Source organism: Streptomyces viridosporus T7A, from assembly GCF_008704515.1.
GTDB lineage: Bacteria > Actinomycetota > Actinomycetes > Streptomycetales > Streptomycetaceae > Streptomyces > Streptomyces viridosporus.
Map to the genome: position 1 here is coordinate 839,311 of NZ_CP023700.1, position 16,581 is coordinate 855,891.

17 protein-coding genes are annotated in these 16,581 nt (G+C 71.0%); 12 read left to right on the forward strand and 5 right to left on the reverse strand.

Annotated features, from left to right (window positions below; translation table 11 throughout):
• Positions 1-144 precede the first annotated feature (144 nt).
• The 3 genes from CP969_RS04085 (at position 145) to CP969_RS04095 (ending at position 3,357) form a co-directional block, all read left to right on the forward strand.
• Complete coding sequence (locus tag CP969_RS04085; protein ID WP_039831778.1) at positions 145-1,422, forward strand: GAF domain-containing protein; 1,278 nt, start codon at positions 145-147, stop codon at positions 1,420-1,422.
• 102 nt (positions 1,423-1,524) lie between these two features.
• Complete coding sequence (exaC, locus tag CP969_RS04090) at positions 1,525-3,048, forward strand: acetaldehyde dehydrogenase ExaC (RefSeq protein WP_004992494.1); 1,524 nt, start codon at positions 1,525-1,527, stop codon at positions 3,046-3,048.
• Positions 3,049-3,087: 39 nt separating this feature from the next.
• A complete protein-coding gene (locus tag CP969_RS04095) occupies positions 3,088-3,357 on the forward strand; it encodes a hypothetical protein (RefSeq protein WP_086019044.1) in 270 nt (89 codons plus the stop codon).
• Positions 3,358-3,646: 289 nt separating this feature from the next.
• Here CP969_RS04095 and CP969_RS04100 read toward each other — a convergent pair whose 3' ends face one another.
• The 5 genes from CP969_RS04100 to CP969_RS04120 all read right to left on the reverse strand — a co-directional run bounded on the left by CP969_RS04100 (position 3,647) and on the right by CP969_RS04120 (position 7,623).
• Positions 3,647-4,846 carry an NAD(P)/FAD-dependent oxidoreductase gene (locus CP969_RS04100; protein ID WP_004992491.1) on the reverse strand — a complete coding sequence of 400 codons (1,200 nt, stop codon included), beginning with the start codon at positions 4,844-4,846 and terminating at the stop codon, positions 3,647-3,649.
• Between the two features lie 95 nt (positions 4,847-4,941).
• Positions 4,942-5,328: a nuclear transport factor 2 family protein gene (locus CP969_RS04105; protein WP_016827780.1), complete on the reverse strand. Its 387-nt coding sequence runs from the start codon at positions 5,326-5,328 to the stop codon at positions 4,942-4,944.
• 17 nt (positions 5,329-5,345) lie between these two features.
• Entirely contained in the window at positions 5,346-6,569 is a 1,224-nt protein-coding gene (locus CP969_RS04110) for a cytochrome P450 (protein ID WP_016827779.1), read from the reverse strand.
• The gene (locus tag CP969_RS04115; RefSeq protein WP_004992488.1) at positions 6,566-6,763 is read right to left on the reverse strand and encodes a ferredoxin; all 198 of its coding nucleotides are present in this window, start codon (positions 6,761-6,763) and stop codon (positions 6,566-6,568) included. The genes CP969_RS04110 and CP969_RS04115 overlap by 4 nt, the downstream gene beginning before the upstream one ends.
• A 29-nt stretch (positions 6,764-6,792) precedes the next feature.
• Positions 6,793-7,623, reverse strand: a complete 831-nt coding sequence (locus CP969_RS04120) for a mycofactocin-coupled SDR family oxidoreductase (protein ID WP_004992480.1) — start codon at positions 7,621-7,623, stop codon at positions 6,793-6,795.
• 355 nt (positions 7,624-7,978) lie between these two features.
• Between CP969_RS04120 and CP969_RS04125 the strand changes: the two genes are divergently transcribed.
• The 9 genes from CP969_RS04125 to CP969_RS04165 all read left to right on the forward strand — a co-directional run bounded on the left by CP969_RS04125 (position 7,979) and on the right by CP969_RS04165 (position 16,572).
• A complete protein-coding gene (locus tag CP969_RS04125; protein ID WP_004992471.1) occupies positions 7,979-8,776 on the forward strand; it encodes an SDR family NAD(P)-dependent oxidoreductase in 798 nt (265 codons plus the stop codon).
• A gap of 23 nt (positions 8,777-8,799) precedes the next feature.
• Positions 8,800-10,035, forward strand: a complete 1,236-nt coding sequence (locus CP969_RS04130; protein ID WP_026085441.1) for an acyl-CoA dehydrogenase family protein — start codon at positions 8,800-8,802, stop codon at positions 10,033-10,035.
• Positions 10,032-10,850 carry an SDR family NAD(P)-dependent oxidoreductase gene (locus CP969_RS04135; protein ID WP_016827776.1) on the forward strand — a complete coding sequence of 273 codons (819 nt, stop codon included), beginning with the start codon at positions 10,032-10,034 and terminating at the stop codon, positions 10,848-10,850. Before CP969_RS04130 ends, CP969_RS04135 begins: the two co-directional genes overlap by 4 nt.
• Before the next feature lie 79 nt (positions 10,851-10,929).
• A complete protein-coding gene (locus CP969_RS04140; protein WP_026085440.1) occupies positions 10,930-12,219 on the forward strand; it encodes a CaiB/BaiF CoA transferase family protein in 1,290 nt (429 codons plus the stop codon).
• Positions 12,216-13,397 (forward strand): CaiB/BaiF CoA transferase family protein, encoded by a 1,182-nt coding sequence (locus tag CP969_RS04145; protein ID WP_004992464.1) that lies wholly within the window; start codon positions 12,216-12,218, stop codon positions 13,395-13,397. Before CP969_RS04140 ends, CP969_RS04145 begins: the two co-directional genes overlap by 4 nt.
• Complete coding sequence (locus CP969_RS04150) at positions 13,390-14,577, forward strand: thiolase C-terminal domain-containing protein (protein ID WP_016827774.1); 1,188 nt, start codon at positions 13,390-13,392, stop codon at positions 14,575-14,577. Before CP969_RS04145 ends, CP969_RS04150 begins: the two co-directional genes overlap by 8 nt.
• Complete coding sequence (locus CP969_RS04155) at positions 14,574-15,008, forward strand: Zn-ribbon domain-containing OB-fold protein (protein ID WP_223887050.1); 435 nt, start codon at positions 14,574-14,576, stop codon at positions 15,006-15,008. Before CP969_RS04150 ends, CP969_RS04155 begins: the two co-directional genes overlap by 4 nt.
• Positions 15,008-15,427 (forward strand): Zn-ribbon domain-containing OB-fold protein, encoded by a 420-nt coding sequence (locus tag CP969_RS04160; RefSeq protein WP_016827773.1) that lies wholly within the window; start codon positions 15,008-15,010, stop codon positions 15,425-15,427. The genes CP969_RS04155 and CP969_RS04160 overlap by 1 nt, the downstream gene beginning before the upstream one ends.
• Complete coding sequence (locus CP969_RS04165) at positions 15,424-16,572, forward strand: thiolase family protein (RefSeq protein WP_004992448.1); 1,149 nt, start codon at positions 15,424-15,426, stop codon at positions 16,570-16,572. The genes CP969_RS04160 and CP969_RS04165 overlap by 4 nt, the downstream gene beginning before the upstream one ends.
• The last annotated feature ends 9 nt before the right edge of the window (positions 16,573-16,581 follow it).

The following is a 16,581-nucleotide window of genomic DNA, read 5'->3' on the forward strand; positions in this document are numbered from 1 at the left end:
CCGGTCACGACCGTCCGCTCGGCGAGCACCCGCGTGGGAAACCCGGCCGGCGGCGGCAGGGGATCGCCGCCCCGTCGAAACGGTTGTCGCCACGCACCCCCCGGGCGACGATGTCCCCAGCGCATCGCCCTGTGGGAGGCCATGTTGACCGATCCCTGGGTGGCCCTGGAGCCGGGGGCCGACCCCGCCGAGCGCGTACGCGTGCTGCACCGGGCTCACGAGACCTTCACGGAGGCCGGCACGGTGCCGCGCCCGGTGCGCGGCGTGGTCGCCGACTCGTGGCGGCGCTCGGCCCGCGCCGGGGTCCACCCGGACGGCACCGCCGACATCGAACTGACGGACAGCGACCTCGGGGCCTTCCGCGCCGAGCACCCACTGGCTCATGTGATGCCGCTGTTCCGGGAGCTGATGGGCACCTTCGCCTCCGACGGCCAGCATCTGCTGGCGGTGTGCGACGCGCACGGCAGGCTGCTGTGGGTCGAGGGGCACCCCTCGACGCTGCGACAGGCGGGGCGGATGAACTTCGTGCCCGGCGCGCGGTGGGCGGAGAGCGCGGTCGGGACGAACGCGCCGGGCACGGCGGTCGCCGTGGGCCGTCCGGTCCAGGTCTTCGCGGCCGAGCACTTCGTGCGGCGCGTGCAGCCGTGGACGTGCGCGGCGGCCCCCGTGCACGACCCCCGCACGGGGCGGCTGCTCGGTGCCGTGGACATCACCGGCGGGGACGGTCTCGCGCATCCGCACAGCCTGGGCTTCGTACAGGCCGTGGCGCGCGCGGCGGAGTCCCAGCTGGCGCTGCTCGCCCCAGGACGCCCGGCCGCCGGCGGACCCGGCCTGACGGCACTGGGCCGGGACCGGGCCGTACTGACGGCAGACGGCCGCAGGATCCGGCTCAGCCGCCGGCACAGCGAGATCCTCGTCCTCCTGGCCCGGTACCCCGACGGCCTGACCGGCGACGAACTGCTGTGCGCCCTGTACGAGGACGAGTCGGTGCCACCGGTGACATTGCGCGCGGAGCTCGCCCGGCTGCGTCAGGTGCTCGGCCCGGGACTGCTCGCGTCGCGCCCCTACCGGCTCGCGGCGCCCCTGGAGTCGGACATCGCCGTCGTCGAACGACGGCTGGCGGCCGGCGCGGTCACCACCGCCCTGGCCGCCTACACGGGCCCGCTGCTGCCCGCCTCCCGGGCACCGGCGGTCGTACGGCTCAGGCACCGCCTCGCCGACGGCCTGCGCGCGGCACTGATCGCCCGCTCGGACGCCGACCTGCTGGCCGACTGGGCCCACGCGCCGTGGGGCGAGGAGGACCTGGACGTGTGGCGGGCACTGGCCGCGTCCCGGCCGACGGCATCGAACCGGGCCCGGCTGGCCGCGCTCGAAGCGGAGCTGGCGGCCCCGGACGGCTGGGCCCGCCCCGAGGGCCGGTAGCGCCGCCGCCCGCCCGCAACGTGGATGCAACGTCCGCGTCCTTACGCTCCGGCGCAGAGCTGTCCGACGGCGGGCAGCGCTGCTGAAGGAGGCCAGTTCCGCATGACCCGTTACGCGGCGCCCGGAAGCGAGGGCGCGATCGTCTCCTACCAGCCCCGCTACGACCACTTCATCGGCGGGGAGTACGTACCTCCGGTCAAGGGGCAGTACTTCGAGAACCCGAGTCCGGTGAACGGGCAGCCGTTCACCGAGGTGGCGCGCGGTACGGCGGAGGACGTCGAGGCGGCACTCGACGCGGCCCACGCGGCCGCGCCCGGCTGGGGGCGCAGGTCGGCGGCCGAGCGGTCCGACATCCTGCTGAAGATCGCCGACCGCATGGAGGCCAACCTGGAGTCACTCGCGGTCGCGGAGAGCTGGGAGAACGGCAAACCCGTACGGGAGACCCTGGCGGCCGACATCCCGCTGGCCATCGACCACTTCCGCTACTTCGCCGGTGCCGTGCGCGCCCAGGAGGGCTCGCTCAGCGAGGTCGACGACGACACGGTCGCCTACCACTTCCACGAGCCGCTGGGCGTCGTCGCCCAGATCATCCCGTGGAACTTCCCCATCCTGATGGCGACGTGGAAGCTCGCGCCCGCACTCGCCGCGGGCAACGCGGTCGTCCTCAAGCCCGCCGAGCAGACGCCGGTCTCCATCCACTACTGGCTGAGCCTCGTCTCCGACCTGCTGCCGCCGGGCGTGCTGAACATCGTCAACGGTTTCGGCCCGGAGGCCGGGAAGCCGCTCGCCTCCAGTCCGCGGGTGGCGAAGATCGCCTTCACCGGCGAGACGTCCACGGGACGGCTGATCATGCAGTACGCGGCCGAGAACCTGAAGCCGGTCACGCTGGAGCTGGGCGGCAAGTCGCCGAACATCTTCTTCGACGACGTGTGGGAGAAGGACGACGAACTGCGCGACAAGGCCCTCGAAGGGTTCACGATGTTCGCGCTGAACCAGGGCGAGGTGTGCACCTGCCCCTCCCGCGGGCTGATCCAGCGCGGCAACTACCCCGACTTCCTGGCCGCGGCCGTCGCCCGCACCGAGCTGATCAGGCCCGGGCACCCGCTCGACACCGACACGATGATCGGCGCGCAGGCGTCCAGCGAGCAGCTGGCCAAGATCCTGTCCTACATCGACATCGGCCGGCAGGAGGGCGCCAAGGTCCTCACCGGCGGCGAACGCGCCGATCACGACGGCGATCTGAAGGGCGGCTACTACGTGCAGCCGACCATCTTCGAGGGCGACAACCGGATGCGCATCTTCCAGGAGGAGATCTTCGGCCCCGTCGTCTCGGTGGCCTCGTTCGACGGCTTCGACGACGCGATCAGGATCGCCAACGACACGTCGTACGGTCTCGGCGCGGGCGTGTGGACGCGCGACATCAACACGGCCTACCGCGCCGGACGCGCCATCCAGGCGGGCCGCGTCTGGACGAACTGCTACCACGCCTACCCCGCGCACGCGGCGTTCGGCGGCTACAAGCAGTCCGGGATCGGCCGGGAGACGCACAAGATGATGCTGGACCACTACCAGCAGACGAAGAACCTCCTTTGCAGCTACTCGCCCAAGAAACTCGGGTTCTTCTAGGGGATCGATCCGAAGGCCCGGAGCGAGAAATCGTCCGGCGTGTCGGGGCTTCCGGAGCGACGCGCGGCGAGCCGGCCCTGGCTGGTCGGCCGCCGGCACGACGACGGACTCCATGCGGCTCACGCCGGCGGCGCCTCCGTCGCCGACCCCGGCGTGGAGGAACTGGCCGTAAGGCTGCTGCGGCCGGTTCCGTATCCGCTGTTCGGGACATCGATGTGGCGCGGGAGCACCGCCGTTCCTCCGCAGGACGCCAGGGCCGTCACTGCGGAGGAACGCACCGTACGACACACCCGGTGGTGGACGCGCTGACGAAGTTTCCTCTCCCGCCCGGCGCACCGGGCCCGAACTCCGACGAGGGCGTGCGGCGAGCCTGAAGGAGACGCCGGCCAAACCGGCTTCCCGCACCGCCGACCAACTCGCCGCACTGATACGGACCCGGCTCGAGCGGATGCGGTACCGTCCGGACCTCCTGGACGGCTTGATCGCCGAAACCGGCCTAGTCCTGGCGTTATGACAGGCGCAACGCACCCCGACGCAAACACCTCAGTGGCACGCCTGTTTCGGGTCAGACGGACGTGTCCCTGCCTGGAGGACTCGTTCACTCCGAGGTGGCCAGGGCCAGGACCTCGGCGCGGTCGGCCTCGCGGCCGACGAGCCCGCGGTAGCGGGCGATGAGCCTCGCCGCGCCGAATCCGACGACGCCGACCAGGCGCGCGCCGGCGAAGTAGGCCGCAACCGTGCCCTTGACGGGACCGCTGTCGAGGCCGGCCCCGTGCAGGGGGAGCACGGTGTCGGCGAGGTCGGGCCGCCCGACCAGTTGGATCTTCAATCCGAACTGATCCGACCAGAAGTACGGCGTCGAGAGAGGCGGCGCATCGGCGCCGACGATGTCGCGGGCCACGGCAGCAGCTTGATCGGTGGCGTTGGTCCAGTGCTCGCTGCGGTGCCGGCCGCCTCGGACCGGGTCCGTCCAAGCGGCGATGTCGCCGACCGCCCACATGCCGGCAACGCCTTCGACGCGGCCACGGGCGTCACACGGCACCCCGTCGGAGGTGTCGATGCCGGTGCTCGCGAGCCAGCCGAGCTCGGGAACTCCTCCGATTCCGACGAGCATGACATCGGCGTCCAGGCGCGTGCCGTCGGCCAGCTCGACGGCGGACCCTCCTGTGAAGCGTTCCAGGAGGGCGCCCGTGCGCAGATCGACCCCGCCTTCGGTGAGCAGCCGGGCGCAGACGGCGCCGATTTCGGGTCCCAGGGCCCGGGTGAACGGCACGGGCATGGCCTCGAGGACGGTCACGTCGACGCCGCGGGCCCGCGCGGCCCCGGCGACCTCGGCACCGACGAAGCCGGCGCCGACGATCAGCAGGGACCGTGCGGTCGCCAGTGCGTTCTGCAGCGCGAGCGTGTCGTCCAGGGTGCGCAGCGTGCGCGCGGTGTCCGGCTGGTCGGGAAGCCGCCGCGCCGCCACACCGGTCGCGGCGACGATCGCGTCGCCCTGCAGCCTGGTGCCGTCGGCGAGTTCGACGGCACCGTCGTGCAGCGCCACCGCCGGCTCGCCGAACCGGGCGGAGATGCCGAGTTCGTCCAACCGGGCCTTGTCGCACAGGACGATCCGTTCGGGGTCCCACTCCCCGGTGAGCACCTGCTTGGACAGCGGGGGGCGGTCGTAGGGCAGGTGCTGCTCGGCGCCCACCAAGCTGATCTTTCCTCGGAAGCCTGCGGTGCGCAGCTGTTCGGCGGTCCGGATACCGCCCAGCCCGGCGCCGACCACCACGACGTGCTGTGGCTGGCCTGTCATGCGAACTCCTTATCCGACCCCGGGCTCGTCCCGGAACTCAACCAGCGAGCTGCCGAGGGGGCGGGTGCGGTACGCCCCCGCCCCCTCGGAATCCGTCAGCCGTAGTCGCACCACTCCACGAGGCGACCGTCCTCGAACGTCATCAGCGACAGGACGTCGAGCTTGCAGTGCTCGCCGGCCTTGCCGAAGCCGGGCACGTCCACCGCGGCGGTCCCCTGCCACACGGTCTCCCGGAAGACCGTGTTCCCGCTGACCGCCCAGCGGGTGGTCTCACCGATCGACCGGTCGGGGAACGCCTTGCTCATCGTCTCGATGGTCTCGAACATCAGGTCGCGGCCGCGAGCGGCGACCCCCCGGTTCTGGTGGACCACCTCGACGTCCTCGTGCACGAGTTCGCGCAGCGCGTCGAAGTCGAGGCGGTTCCAGGCGTCGACCACGGCGAGCGCGCGGTCGAACAGTGCCTGCTTGTTGTCTTCGGACACGTCGGTGTTCCCGTCTGTCAGCCCTGGGCGGGGACGTCGATGATGACTTCGTGGATGCCGCGGGTCGGCATGGAGAAGCGGGAGATCGTCTGGTCGGGTGCGAGGGTGAAGCGGGGCATGCGCTCGAGCAGACGCGCGAGCACCTTCCGCATCATGAGGCGGGCGTGGTTGGACCCGAGGCACCGGTGGGGGCCCACGCCGAACGCCACATGGCGCACCTCGTCGCGGTGCAGGTTCCAGGTGTGCGGATCGGGGAACTGCTCCGGGTCGCGGTTGGCGCCGTTGTAGCTCGTCCAGACCTTCGCACCGGCCTCGAGCGGGACCCCGGCGAGCTCGGTGTCGCGCGTCACCGTCCGCTGCAGTGCCGTCACGTTGGCGAACATCCGCAGCCCCTCCTCCACCGCAACGGGGACGAGACCGGGATCGGCGACCAGCTCGGCGAGGTCGTCGGGGTGGGTGGCCAGGTGGTGGACGATGGCGCTCAGGAGGGTGCCCACCGACTCGGTGCCGGCGATCGCCAGCGGCACCACCACGGCGGTGCGCTCGGCGAGGGTCGGCTCGCGGCCGCCGATCTCCTTGACCGTGCAGACGGCGCTGACCAGGTCGTCCGGAATCGGGTCGGCCATCCGTCGCAGGACCAGTTCCTCGGCCGCCTTGTTGATGCTCGCGAACGCCTGCGCCGCGATCTCCGGGGTTTCGCCGACGAACAGGTCGTGGCTCCAGTGCATCCAGTCCTCGATCTCCTCACCCGGCAGGTGCAGGAGCTCGGTGAAGATGATCTTCAGCTGGAGCGGCCGCAGGAAGTCGGCCAGCACCTTGAACCGGCCGTTCGGCAGCACGGCGTCGAGCAGCTCGTCGATGGTCTTCGAGATCGTGAGCTCGTAGGCCTCGACCCGCTTGACGGTGAGGAACGGGTCGATCACCTTGCGCCACTCGGTGTGCGCCGGCGCGTCGAGATCCTCGGGCAGGAACCGGCCCTCGTTCTTGGGCGGTTCGGAGCGGTTGTCGCCGCCCAGGATCGCGACGCCGCCCTCGGAGGAGTAAGTGGCGGCATCCCGCAGCACGTTGAAGACGTCCTGGTACCGGGTGGCGTAGTAGCACGGAGTGCTACCCTGTCTGTGCACGCCGAGCGAGGCTTTCTGCTGCAGTGCGCCGATGGTCTCCCAGAAGTTCTCGTTGAACTCCTCGGACCAGAGGTCGACCGGGCACAGGCCCTGCTTCTGGGCGTCGTTGGCGGTCATCGGACCTCCTTGACGAGGATCGCGAACTCCGGACAGGTCGCGGCGATCGCACGGGCCCGCTCCACGTCGACCGGCTCGTCGCTCTTGAGGACGGCGATGCCGTTCTCGTCGGCGTCGAGCACATCCGGGGCCACCTCGTAACAGCGACCGTGGCCCTGGCACATGGGCACGTCGATTTCCAACTTGGCGAGCATGGAAACTCCTTGTTCTCCCGGCTGAACAGTCAGAACTTGGCCAGCAGACCGCAATCCACGGGGATCGCGACACCGGAGACGTAGCGGGCCTCGTCGGAGGCGAGCCACAGCACGGCGTTGGCGACGTCCTCCGGCTCCACCCAGGGGACGGGCAGCAGGGTGAGCGGCTTGAAGGCCTCGGCCGCGTCGTCCAGGGTGGGATTCTCGATGTGCGGCAGGTAGTTCTTCAGCAGGCGCTCGTTCAGCGCCATCGGCGTGTTCACCGTGCCGGGGTTCACCGAGTTGACCCGGATTCCGTGCCCGCCGAGCTCGTTGGCGAGGCCGCCCATCAACCCCTGCACTCCGTGCTTGGACGCCCCGTAGTGGATCTGACCCGGCACCCCGCGCAGCCCAGTGGTGGAGCTGACGAAGATGATCGACCCCGACTTGCGCTCGATCATGGACGGGATGACGGCCTTCGCGGCGTGCCAGGCGCCGACCAGGTTGGTCTCGAGGATGTCGGTCCACTGCTTGTCGGTGAGCTCGTGCGCCAGGCCCTGGTTGGAGATCCCCGCGTTGGAGACCAGGATGTCGATCTTGCCGAACTGCTCCAGCGCCTCGGCCACGACGCCGTCCAGCGTGGCCTGGTCGCGCACGTCGCCGGCGCGAGCGATGATCCTGCGACCTTCCTTCTCGACCAGCGCCACGGTCTCGGCCAGGTCCTCGGGGGTGCCCTGACTGTAGAGCAGCTCGGGCTGGTCACGACACAGGTCGACGGCGACGATGTCGGCGCCCTCCTGCGCCAGCCGCACGGCGTGAGCGCGCCCCTGACCACGGGCCGCGCCGGTGATCAGCGCAACCTGGCCTTCTACCCGCCCCATGTGTCCTCAACTCCACTCTTGATACGGCCTTGCTGCAGGTTTGTGTGATCTTTGTCGCTTGGGTGGCCAGGACGCTACAGCCGTCAAGCGCGGCAGGTCAATAGATTCATCATAAGGTTTCGTCGCCTTTCCTCATGAGGATCTTTTGATCGGTGCGCCTCATGGAGAGACCCTTGCGCTATTTCCTCATGATGTTTTATGTTGCGTCCGCCACACCGCGGAGGCAGAGGGCCCGAGGGGCGGCGGCACCTGCGGACGTAGCCGGCCTCCACGGCGCTCGGGGCGGACGGCCTCAGCGCGGGGAGAACCCGCTGATCGCGGGCGGGAGAGGCGAGCACACAGATGGAGGAGCGACTTGGCAACAGCAGAGGACCACAGCAGCACGGCAGCGACCGGGCTGCTCCGCGACCAGTGGGCCGTGGTGACCGGGGGAAGCAAGGGCATCGGGTTCGCGATCGCGGAACGCTTCGTCGGCGAGGGTGCGAACGTCGTCATCGTCGCTCGTGACAAGGCAGCTCTTGACGACGCGGCCGAGCGGCTGCGCACGCGGGCCGGGGACGGCCAGCGGATCGAGTCGCTGGCCGCCGACCTCAGCGGGCGCGCCGGCGTGGATGAGCTGTTCGATCGCCTCACCCATGAACTGCCGGCGCTGAACATCTTCGTGGCAAACGTCGGCTACGGGATCTTCCGGCCCTTCCTGGAGGTGACCGACGAGGAGTGGGACGGGATCATCTCCACGAACCTCACCGGGACCTTCCGCTGCACGCAAGCCGCCGCGCGCCTCATGCGCGACCGCCCCGCCGACAATCGCGCGATCGTGGTGATCTCCTCGATCCGGGCGGAGGGCACGCGGCCGGGCACCCTGCCCTACTCGACGACGAAGGCCGGACTGAACCAGCTGGTCCGGGTGGCGGCCTACGAGCTCGCCCCGCTCGGCATCCGGGTGAACGCGCTCTCCCCCGGGCTCGTGGTGACTCCGATGTCGCTGTCGAACAACCCCAAGGCCGCCGAACTCGGCGCCGAGCTGGCTCCCCTGAACCGGGCCGGCATGCCCTCCGACATCGCCGAGGGTGCTCTCTACCTGTGCAACCCCGCCGCCTCGTTCGTGACCGGGACCAATCTCGTCGTGGACGGAGGCGAGTCCTTGTGGTGACGGCGGAGCAGCTGGAGGGGACCTTGCCGGGGGCTGACGCGCCTGGGCTCGCGGACTTCGTCCGGCAGGCCCGCGAGTGGCTGGCCCGTCACGCCCGGCCCCGGCAGGACCGGGACGAGGCGTCCAGCGACGTCGCGGTCTTCCACGACCTGCCCTTCGATGAGGAGAAAGCGCTGCTGGAGCGAATCTGCGCATGGCAGCGCGTCAAGTTCGACGCGGGTTACGGCGCGCTGACGTGGCCGGCCGAGTACGGCGGTGCCGGACTCGCCCCCCTGTTCGAGGAGGCGTTCGCCGAGGTCGAGGCGGAGTTCGACACGCCGGGGTCGCATGAGCTCGCCTCGGTGAGCCTGCACCTGATCGCGCCGACGGTGCGCCTGTTCGGTACGCCGGAGCAGCAGGAACGGCTGGCCCGGCCCCTGCTGCGCGGTGACGAGCTGGCCTGCCAGCTGTTCTCCGAGCCGTCGGCGGGATCGGACCTGGCGGGGCTGAGCACCCGCGCCGTCCGCGACGGGGACGACTGGGTCGTCACCGGGCAGAAGGTGTGGAGTTCCGGCGCGCAGTTCGCCGGATGGGGCGAACTCATCGCGCGGACCGATCCGGACGTACCCAAGCACAAGGGCATGACGGCGTTCCTGCTGCCTATGGGCACTCCGGGTGTCGAGGTGCGACCGCTGCGCCAGATGTCGGGCGGATCGTCGTTCTGCGAGGTGTTCCTCGAGGAGGTGCGGATCCCCGATTCACTGCGCCTGGGCGGTGTCGGCGAGGGATGGCGGGTCGCCCTGGCCACGCTCGGATTCGAGCGCGGCCACAGCGGACAGACCAGCTCCGTCGGCGGCGGCTACGCACAACTCGTCGCGCTGGCCCGCAAGCTGGGCCGTACCGGCGATCCAGAGGTGCGGCGGCTGCTGGCCGAGGTGTGGGTGCACGAGAAGACCGCCCAGATCGCGGCGCAGCGCGACCGGGAGACGCGGCTGGCCGGGATCGAGCCGGGGCCGATCGGGTCGCTGCGCAAACTCGCCTGGAGCCAGCGACTGACGCTGGTGAGCGAGGCCGCTGCGGTCGTCCTCGGACCGCGGCTGGTGGCCGACACGGGAGATGGGACGTTCAAGTGGACCGAGCACGTCCTCGGCGCTCCCGGTTACCGCATCGCCGGCGGCTCGGACGAGGTGCAGCGCACGATCATCGGCGAGCGTCTGCTCGGCCTGCCGCAGGAGCCGCGGACGGATCGTGACGTGCCCTGGCGGGAGGTCCCCCGATGACGACGACGGATCGCATCAACGTTCGTTCGGTGGCCGAGGCCGTGACCGCGGCACGGGCAGTCGAGCAGCCGCTCGCCGGGCGAACCGCCCTGGTGACCGGCGGCAGCCGCGGGTTGGGCCGGGAGATCGCCATCGCGTTCGCGGCGGCCGGTGCCGACGTCGCGGTGGCCAGCCGCAAGAAGGACAACTGCGTCGCGCTCGCCGAGGAGCTGGCGGCCGCCACCGGCCGCCGGGTGAGTGCGCACGCGGCCCACGTCGCGGACTGGAACCGGACGACCGAGCTGCTCGACGAGGTCGAGGAGACCCTCGGCACCGTCGAGATCCTGGTCAACAACGCGGGGATCGCGCCGCTGTATCCCAGCCTCGAGGAGGTCAGCGAGGAGCTGTTCGACAAGGTCGTCGGGGTCAATCTGAAGGGCCCCTTCCGGTTGATGGCGGCGGCCGGCAAGCGGATGGCCGCCACGGGCGGCGGGGCGATCCTCAACATCAGCTCGATCGCTTCGGTGCGTCCGACCGCCGCGGACCTGCCCTACGCCGCGGCCAAGGCCGCGTTGAACACCCTCACCGCGGGCTTCGCCCAGGAGTACGGCCCGTCGGTACGGGTGAACACGATCCTGGCCGGCCCGTTCTTCACCGACATCAGCCAGGCGTGGGACATGGAGGCGTTCAACGAGATGGCCGAGTCCTGGCCGCTGCACCGCGGCGGCAGCCCGGACGAGATCGTGGGTGCGGCGCTGTACCTGTGCGGGCCGTCGGCCGGCTTCACCACCGGCGCCCTGCTCGCCGTGGACGGAGGGCGCCTCGCGGCGCCCTGACCACAGCTGTCCCAGCAGTCCCCCACAGGCGAAGCCTGCGCCAATGAAAACCTCATGAGAAAATTGGGAAGGAGTGTCGGTGTCGACAGTCTTGAACCGCCACCCCAGGAAGCGACGGGGCCCGCTCGCCGGGCTCATCGTCGCCGACTTCTGCTGGATGGGCGTGGGCGCGGTCGCGACCCGCATGCTCGCCGACTTCGGCGCCGACGTCATCAAGATCGAGGACCGCACGCGCCTGGACATGCCCCGCCGTCTGCCCTTCTACAAGGGCGAGGTCCGCACCTACGGCGAGGAGGATCCCCACCCGGACCCGAACAAGGGCGGGTTGTTCAACAACTACAACCGCAACAAGCTCGGCATCACGATCAACATGCGGACCGAGCGCGGCAGGCGGATCGCCGAGGAGCTGATCTCGAAGGCCTCGGTGGTGACCGAGAACTTCGCGCCCGGCGTGATGGAGCGGTGGGGACTGACCTACGAACGGCTCCGTGAGCTGCGACCGGACGTGCTCTACGCCCGGATGAGCGGATACGGCCACGACGGCCCGCACAGCGAGTACCGCAGCTACGGCCCGGTCGTCCAGGCCGTCAGCGGACTGACCCACATCAGCGGCCTTCCCGGACGCGAGCCTTCGGGGTGGGGCTTCTCGCACATGGACAACCAGGCGGCGTACTACAACTCCGCGGCCATCCTGATGGCGGTGCTGCAGCGGGAGATCACCGGGCAGGGCACCGAGGTCGACGTCTCCGCGGTCGAGGTCGGGATCAACCTGCTCGGCCCGGTGATGCTGGACGTCGCCGTGAACGGCCGGTCGACCCGGGGGCCGGACTTCCCCACGGGCAACCGGCTGGAGCATCCGCAGGCGGCACCGCACGGCGTGTACCCGGCGGCCGGCGACGACCGCTGGGTCGCGATCGCGGTCTTCGACGACACCGACTGGAAGGCGCTGGTCACCGAGGTGGGCGCGCCCGAGTGGACCGCTGATCCGCGGTTCGCCACGCAGACGGACCGGTTCGCCCACCAGGACGCCCTCGACGAGTACCTGTCGGCGTGGACGCGCGAGCACGACCCGCACGAGATCATGCATCGGCTGCAGGCCGCGGGCGTCGCGGCGGCGGCGGTGCAGCACGCCGGCGACCTCAACGAGTCCGACCCCCAGCTCGCGCACCGGGGCACCTTCTTCGAACTGGACCATCCCGTCATCGGCGAGGCGCGGTTCGAGGGCAGCCCGGTGCTCTTCTCCGGCATCGAGCCGGACAACTGGCGCTCGGCACCGCTGCTCGGCGAGGACAACGAGTACGTGTTCACGACCCTGCTCGGCATGCCGCGTGAGGAGATCGCCGAGCTCACCAGGGAGGGGATCCTGTGACCGCCACCCCCTACACCGACCTGCGGGTCGTGGAGATCGCCGACGATCCCGGCGGGGAGTTCACCGGCAAGCTGCTGGCCGGCTCCGGCGCCGACGTCGTCAAGGTGGAGCCCCCCTCCGGGGCGGCCGGCCGGCGGATCGGGCCGTTCGCCGGCGACGCCACCGGTTCCGAGGCCAGCCTCTCCTTCCGCTGGTACAACGCCGGCAAGCGCAGCGTCACGATCGACGACACCGACGACGCCGGGCGGGCCGCGCTCGCCGAGCTGATCGCCGGCGCCGACGTGCTGCTGACCTCGCTGCCGCCCGCGCAGGCCGCCGCGCGCGGCCTCGTCCCGGCCGAGCTGGCCGCCCGGCACCCACGACTGATCGTGGTGGCGGTGACCCCGTTCGGCCTCGACGGGCCGTGGTCCTCCTACCGCGGCAGCGACCTGGTCGGGCTCGCGGCCGGCGGGATGCTCCACTCCTGCGGCTACGACGACCACTCCATCCCGCCGATCCGCCCCGGGGGCGACCACGCCTACACGACGGCGGCGAGTTTCGCCCACACCGGTCTCCTGCTCGCCCTGCTGGAGCGGAGACGGACCGGGCGGGGCCAGGTCGTCGATGTCTCCGTGCACGCGGCCTGCGCGGTCAGCGGCGAACTGAGCAATCCGTTCTGGTTCTATCCGAAGTCGGTCGTCAAGCGGCAGACCGCTCGGCACGCCCAACCGGCCCCGACCCAACCGGCCCTGTTCCGGTGCGGCGACGACCACTACGTGTACTTCGCGCTCATCCTCGCCGACCAGAAGCCCTGGCAGGCACTGGTGAAGTGGATGGACGACATGGGGCTGGCCGCAGACCTCACCGACCCCGCCTACGACGATCTGGCGCACCGCCAGGAGAACTTCGCGCACATCCAGGAACTGGTCGAGGTGTTCTTCCTCCTCCTCGACGCCGAGACCGCCTACCACGAGGGCCAGCGGCGCGGACTGCCGATCGGAGTCGCCAGGGCTCCGGAGGAACTGTTCGACGACGAGCACCTGCAGGCCCGCGGCTTCTTCGTCGACGTGGAGCAGGACGGTGAGCAGCCGGTCAAGCAGCCCGGCGCCCCCTACCGCTTCAGCGCGTTCGGCCTCCCGGGGCCACGTCGTGCTCCTCGGCTCGGAGAACACACCGCGGAGGTGCTCGAAAATGCCTGAGACTGCTTCCCACCGTGACCGCTGCGCCATCGCGGGCATCGGCGCCACCGAGTTCTCCAAGGACAGCGGTCGCAGCGAGCTGACGCTGGCCGCGCAGGCCTGCCGGGCCGCGCTCGACGACGCCGGGCTCACCGTGGCCGACGTCGACGGCGTGGTGTCCTGCGACTACGACCTGGTCTCCTACAGCGCGATCTCCGACGCCCTGGGCATCGACGACCTGACCTACTGGGGGCAGACCGGACCGGGCGGGTCAGGGCCCTGCGCCATGGTCGGTCAGGCGGTCGCCGCGATCCTGTCCGGACAGGCGACCACCGTTTTGGTGTACCGCGCTCTCAACGGGCGGTCCGGACGCCGGTACGGGCAGGGCTTCGTGGATCCCGAGACCCCGGTCGGCGGCCGGGGCACCTACGAGGAGTTCTTCGCCCCCTACGGGCTGGTCACCCCCGGCCAGTTCTTCGCGCTCCTCGCCCAGCGGCACATGAGCACCTACGGTACCCGGCACGAGGCGCTGGCGGAGATCGCGCTGGCCTGCCGGGAGGCCGCCAACCGCAACCCCGCCGCGCAGATGCACGACCGGACGCTGACGCTGGAGCAGTGCCTGACGGCTCGGCCGATCTCACTGCCGCTGCGGCTGTTCGACTTCTGCCTGGAGACGGACGGCGCCTGCGCCGTCGTCGTCACCTCCGCCGAGCGCGCGGCCGACTGCGCGCAGCCGCCGGTGCTGATCCGCGCGGTCGCGCAGTCGACGGGCCCGCGGGTGCAGCCCGGGGTGATGTACCCGATGCTGATGCGTCCCGACATCACGGTGACGCCCTCCCGGACCGCGGCGCGGACGTTGTTCTCCCGGGCCGGCCTGGGCCCCTCCGACGTGGACGTGGCGCAGATCTACGACTGCTTCACGATCACGCTTCTGCTCCAACTGGAGGACTACGGGTTCTGCGCCGAGGGCGAGGGCGGTGCCTTCGCCGAGAGCGGTGCGCTGCGCCCGGGCGGCTCCCTGCCGGTCAACACCGCCGGGGGGAACCTGTCGGAAGGTTACGTGCACGGGATGAACCATGTGCTGGAAGGCGTCCGCCAGATCCGCGGCACGTCCACCTCACAGATCGCCGGGGCCGAGGTCAGCCTGGTCACCTCGGCCCCGCCGCCCGGCACGAGCGCGCTGCTGCTGGTGAGGGGATGAGCGGGATGTCCAACGAGGTGTTCAACGACGTCGCCGCGCTGCCGCTGCTGCCGGCCGAGGACGACCATGACACCGGCGGATTCTTCGCCGCCGCCCGCAGGGGCGAACTGGCACTGCGCTTCTGCGGCGCGTGCGGGCAGTTGCTGCACCTGCCCCGGCAGGTCTGCTTCTCCTGCGGGGACACCCGGAGCGAGTGGCGTGCGGTGCCCGGCCGCGGGCGCGTCCACGCCTGGACCACCGTCACCCATCAGGTGCACCCGGCGTTCCCGACGCCGTACACGGTCGTGCTGGTCGACCTCGAGGATGTCGACGCCCGGCTGGTCGGGAGCCTTCCCGGGCAGGTCGAGCTGGAGGTCGGGCAGCCGGTGCGGGTGCGTTTCGACCGGGCGCCCGACGGCACCACGGTCCCCGCCTGGGAGGTCGAGGCGTGATGCGTACCGTGGACGATTCGCTGTTCACCGACACTCCGGACGGGGTGGCGCTGGTGGGCAGCCGGTGCGCCGGCTGCGGCGCGCACACCTTCCCCCGGCAGGACGGCTGCCCGCGGTGCACGGGGGCCTCGATGCAGGACGTGCCGTTGTCGCGGACGGGCACGCTGTGGTCCTTCACGGTGCAGGGGTTCCGCCCCAAGCCGCCGTATGCGGGACCGCCGGAGTTCGAGCCGTACGGGGTGGGTTATGTGGAGCTGCCGGGACAGGTGATCGTGGAAGCGCGGCTGACCGAGAACGACCCCGACCGGCTGCGGATCGGGATGCCGATGGTGCTGGAGATGGTTCCGTTCCGCGCCGATGACGCCGGGACGCCGGTGCTGACGTTCGCGTTCGCCCCGGTGCGGGAGGAGCGGCGATGAGCGCGGACGTGGCGATCGTCGGGATCGGGATCCACCGGTTCGGCCGCACCCCCGGGGTCCCGGGCCGCCGGCAGGCGGTGGTCGCGGCGCGGGCGGCGCTGGCCGACGCGGGCGTGGGCTTCGCGGACATGCAGTTCGCGTTCGGGGGCAGCCACTCGGCGGGCGACGCCGACACGTTGGTGTCGGAACTGGGCCTGACCAGCCTGCCGTTCATCAACGTGGCCAACGGGTGCGCCACCGGCGGCAGCGCGCTGATCGCCGCCGACGCGGCGATCCGCTCCGGCAGCCACGACCTCGGCATGGTGATCGGATTCGACAAGCACGAGCGAGGGGCGTTCAACACCGACCCGGCCGAACACGGCATCGGTGCCTGGTACGGGGAGACCGGGCTGATGCTCACCACTCAGTTCTTCGGCATGAAGATCCAGCGGTACCTGCACCAGACCGGGATCGACGTCGGTGTGCTGGCGAAGATCGCGGCCAAGGCGTTCCGCAACGGCGCGCTGAACCCCGACGCCTGGCGGCGCACCCCGCTGAGCGAGACGGAGATCGCGGCGGCGCCGATGATCTCGCATCCGCTGACCCAGTACATGTACTGCTCGCCCGCCGAGGGCGCGGTGGCGCTGGTGCTGTGCCGCGCGGACCTCGCACACCGCTACACCGACCGGCCGGTGTTCCTGCGCGGGGCGACGCTGCGGTCGCGGCGGTACGGATCGTTCGAGGTGTTCAGCCCGTGGCTGGCGACAGAGCGGGCGGATTCGCCGACGGTGGAGGCGGCACGGGCGGCCTTCGAGCAGGCCGGCGTCGCACCGGACGAGGTGGACCTGGCACAGCTTCAGGACACCGAGGCCGGCGCGGAGCTGATGCACATGGCCGAGACCGGGCTGTGCGCCCACGGCGAGCAAGAAGAGCTCATCGCCGAAGGAGCCACCGAGATCGGCGGCCGGCTGCCGGTCAACACCGACGGCGGTTGCATCGCCAATGGCGAGCCGATCGGCGCGTCCGGGCTGCGACAGGTCTACGAGACCGCGCTGCAGCTGCGCGGCGACGCCGGCGCGCACCAGGTTCCCGGCGGGCCCCGGGTCGGCTTCACCCACGTCTACGGAGCACCCGGCATCAGCGCGTGCACGGTACTCACCCGCTGATCACAAGGA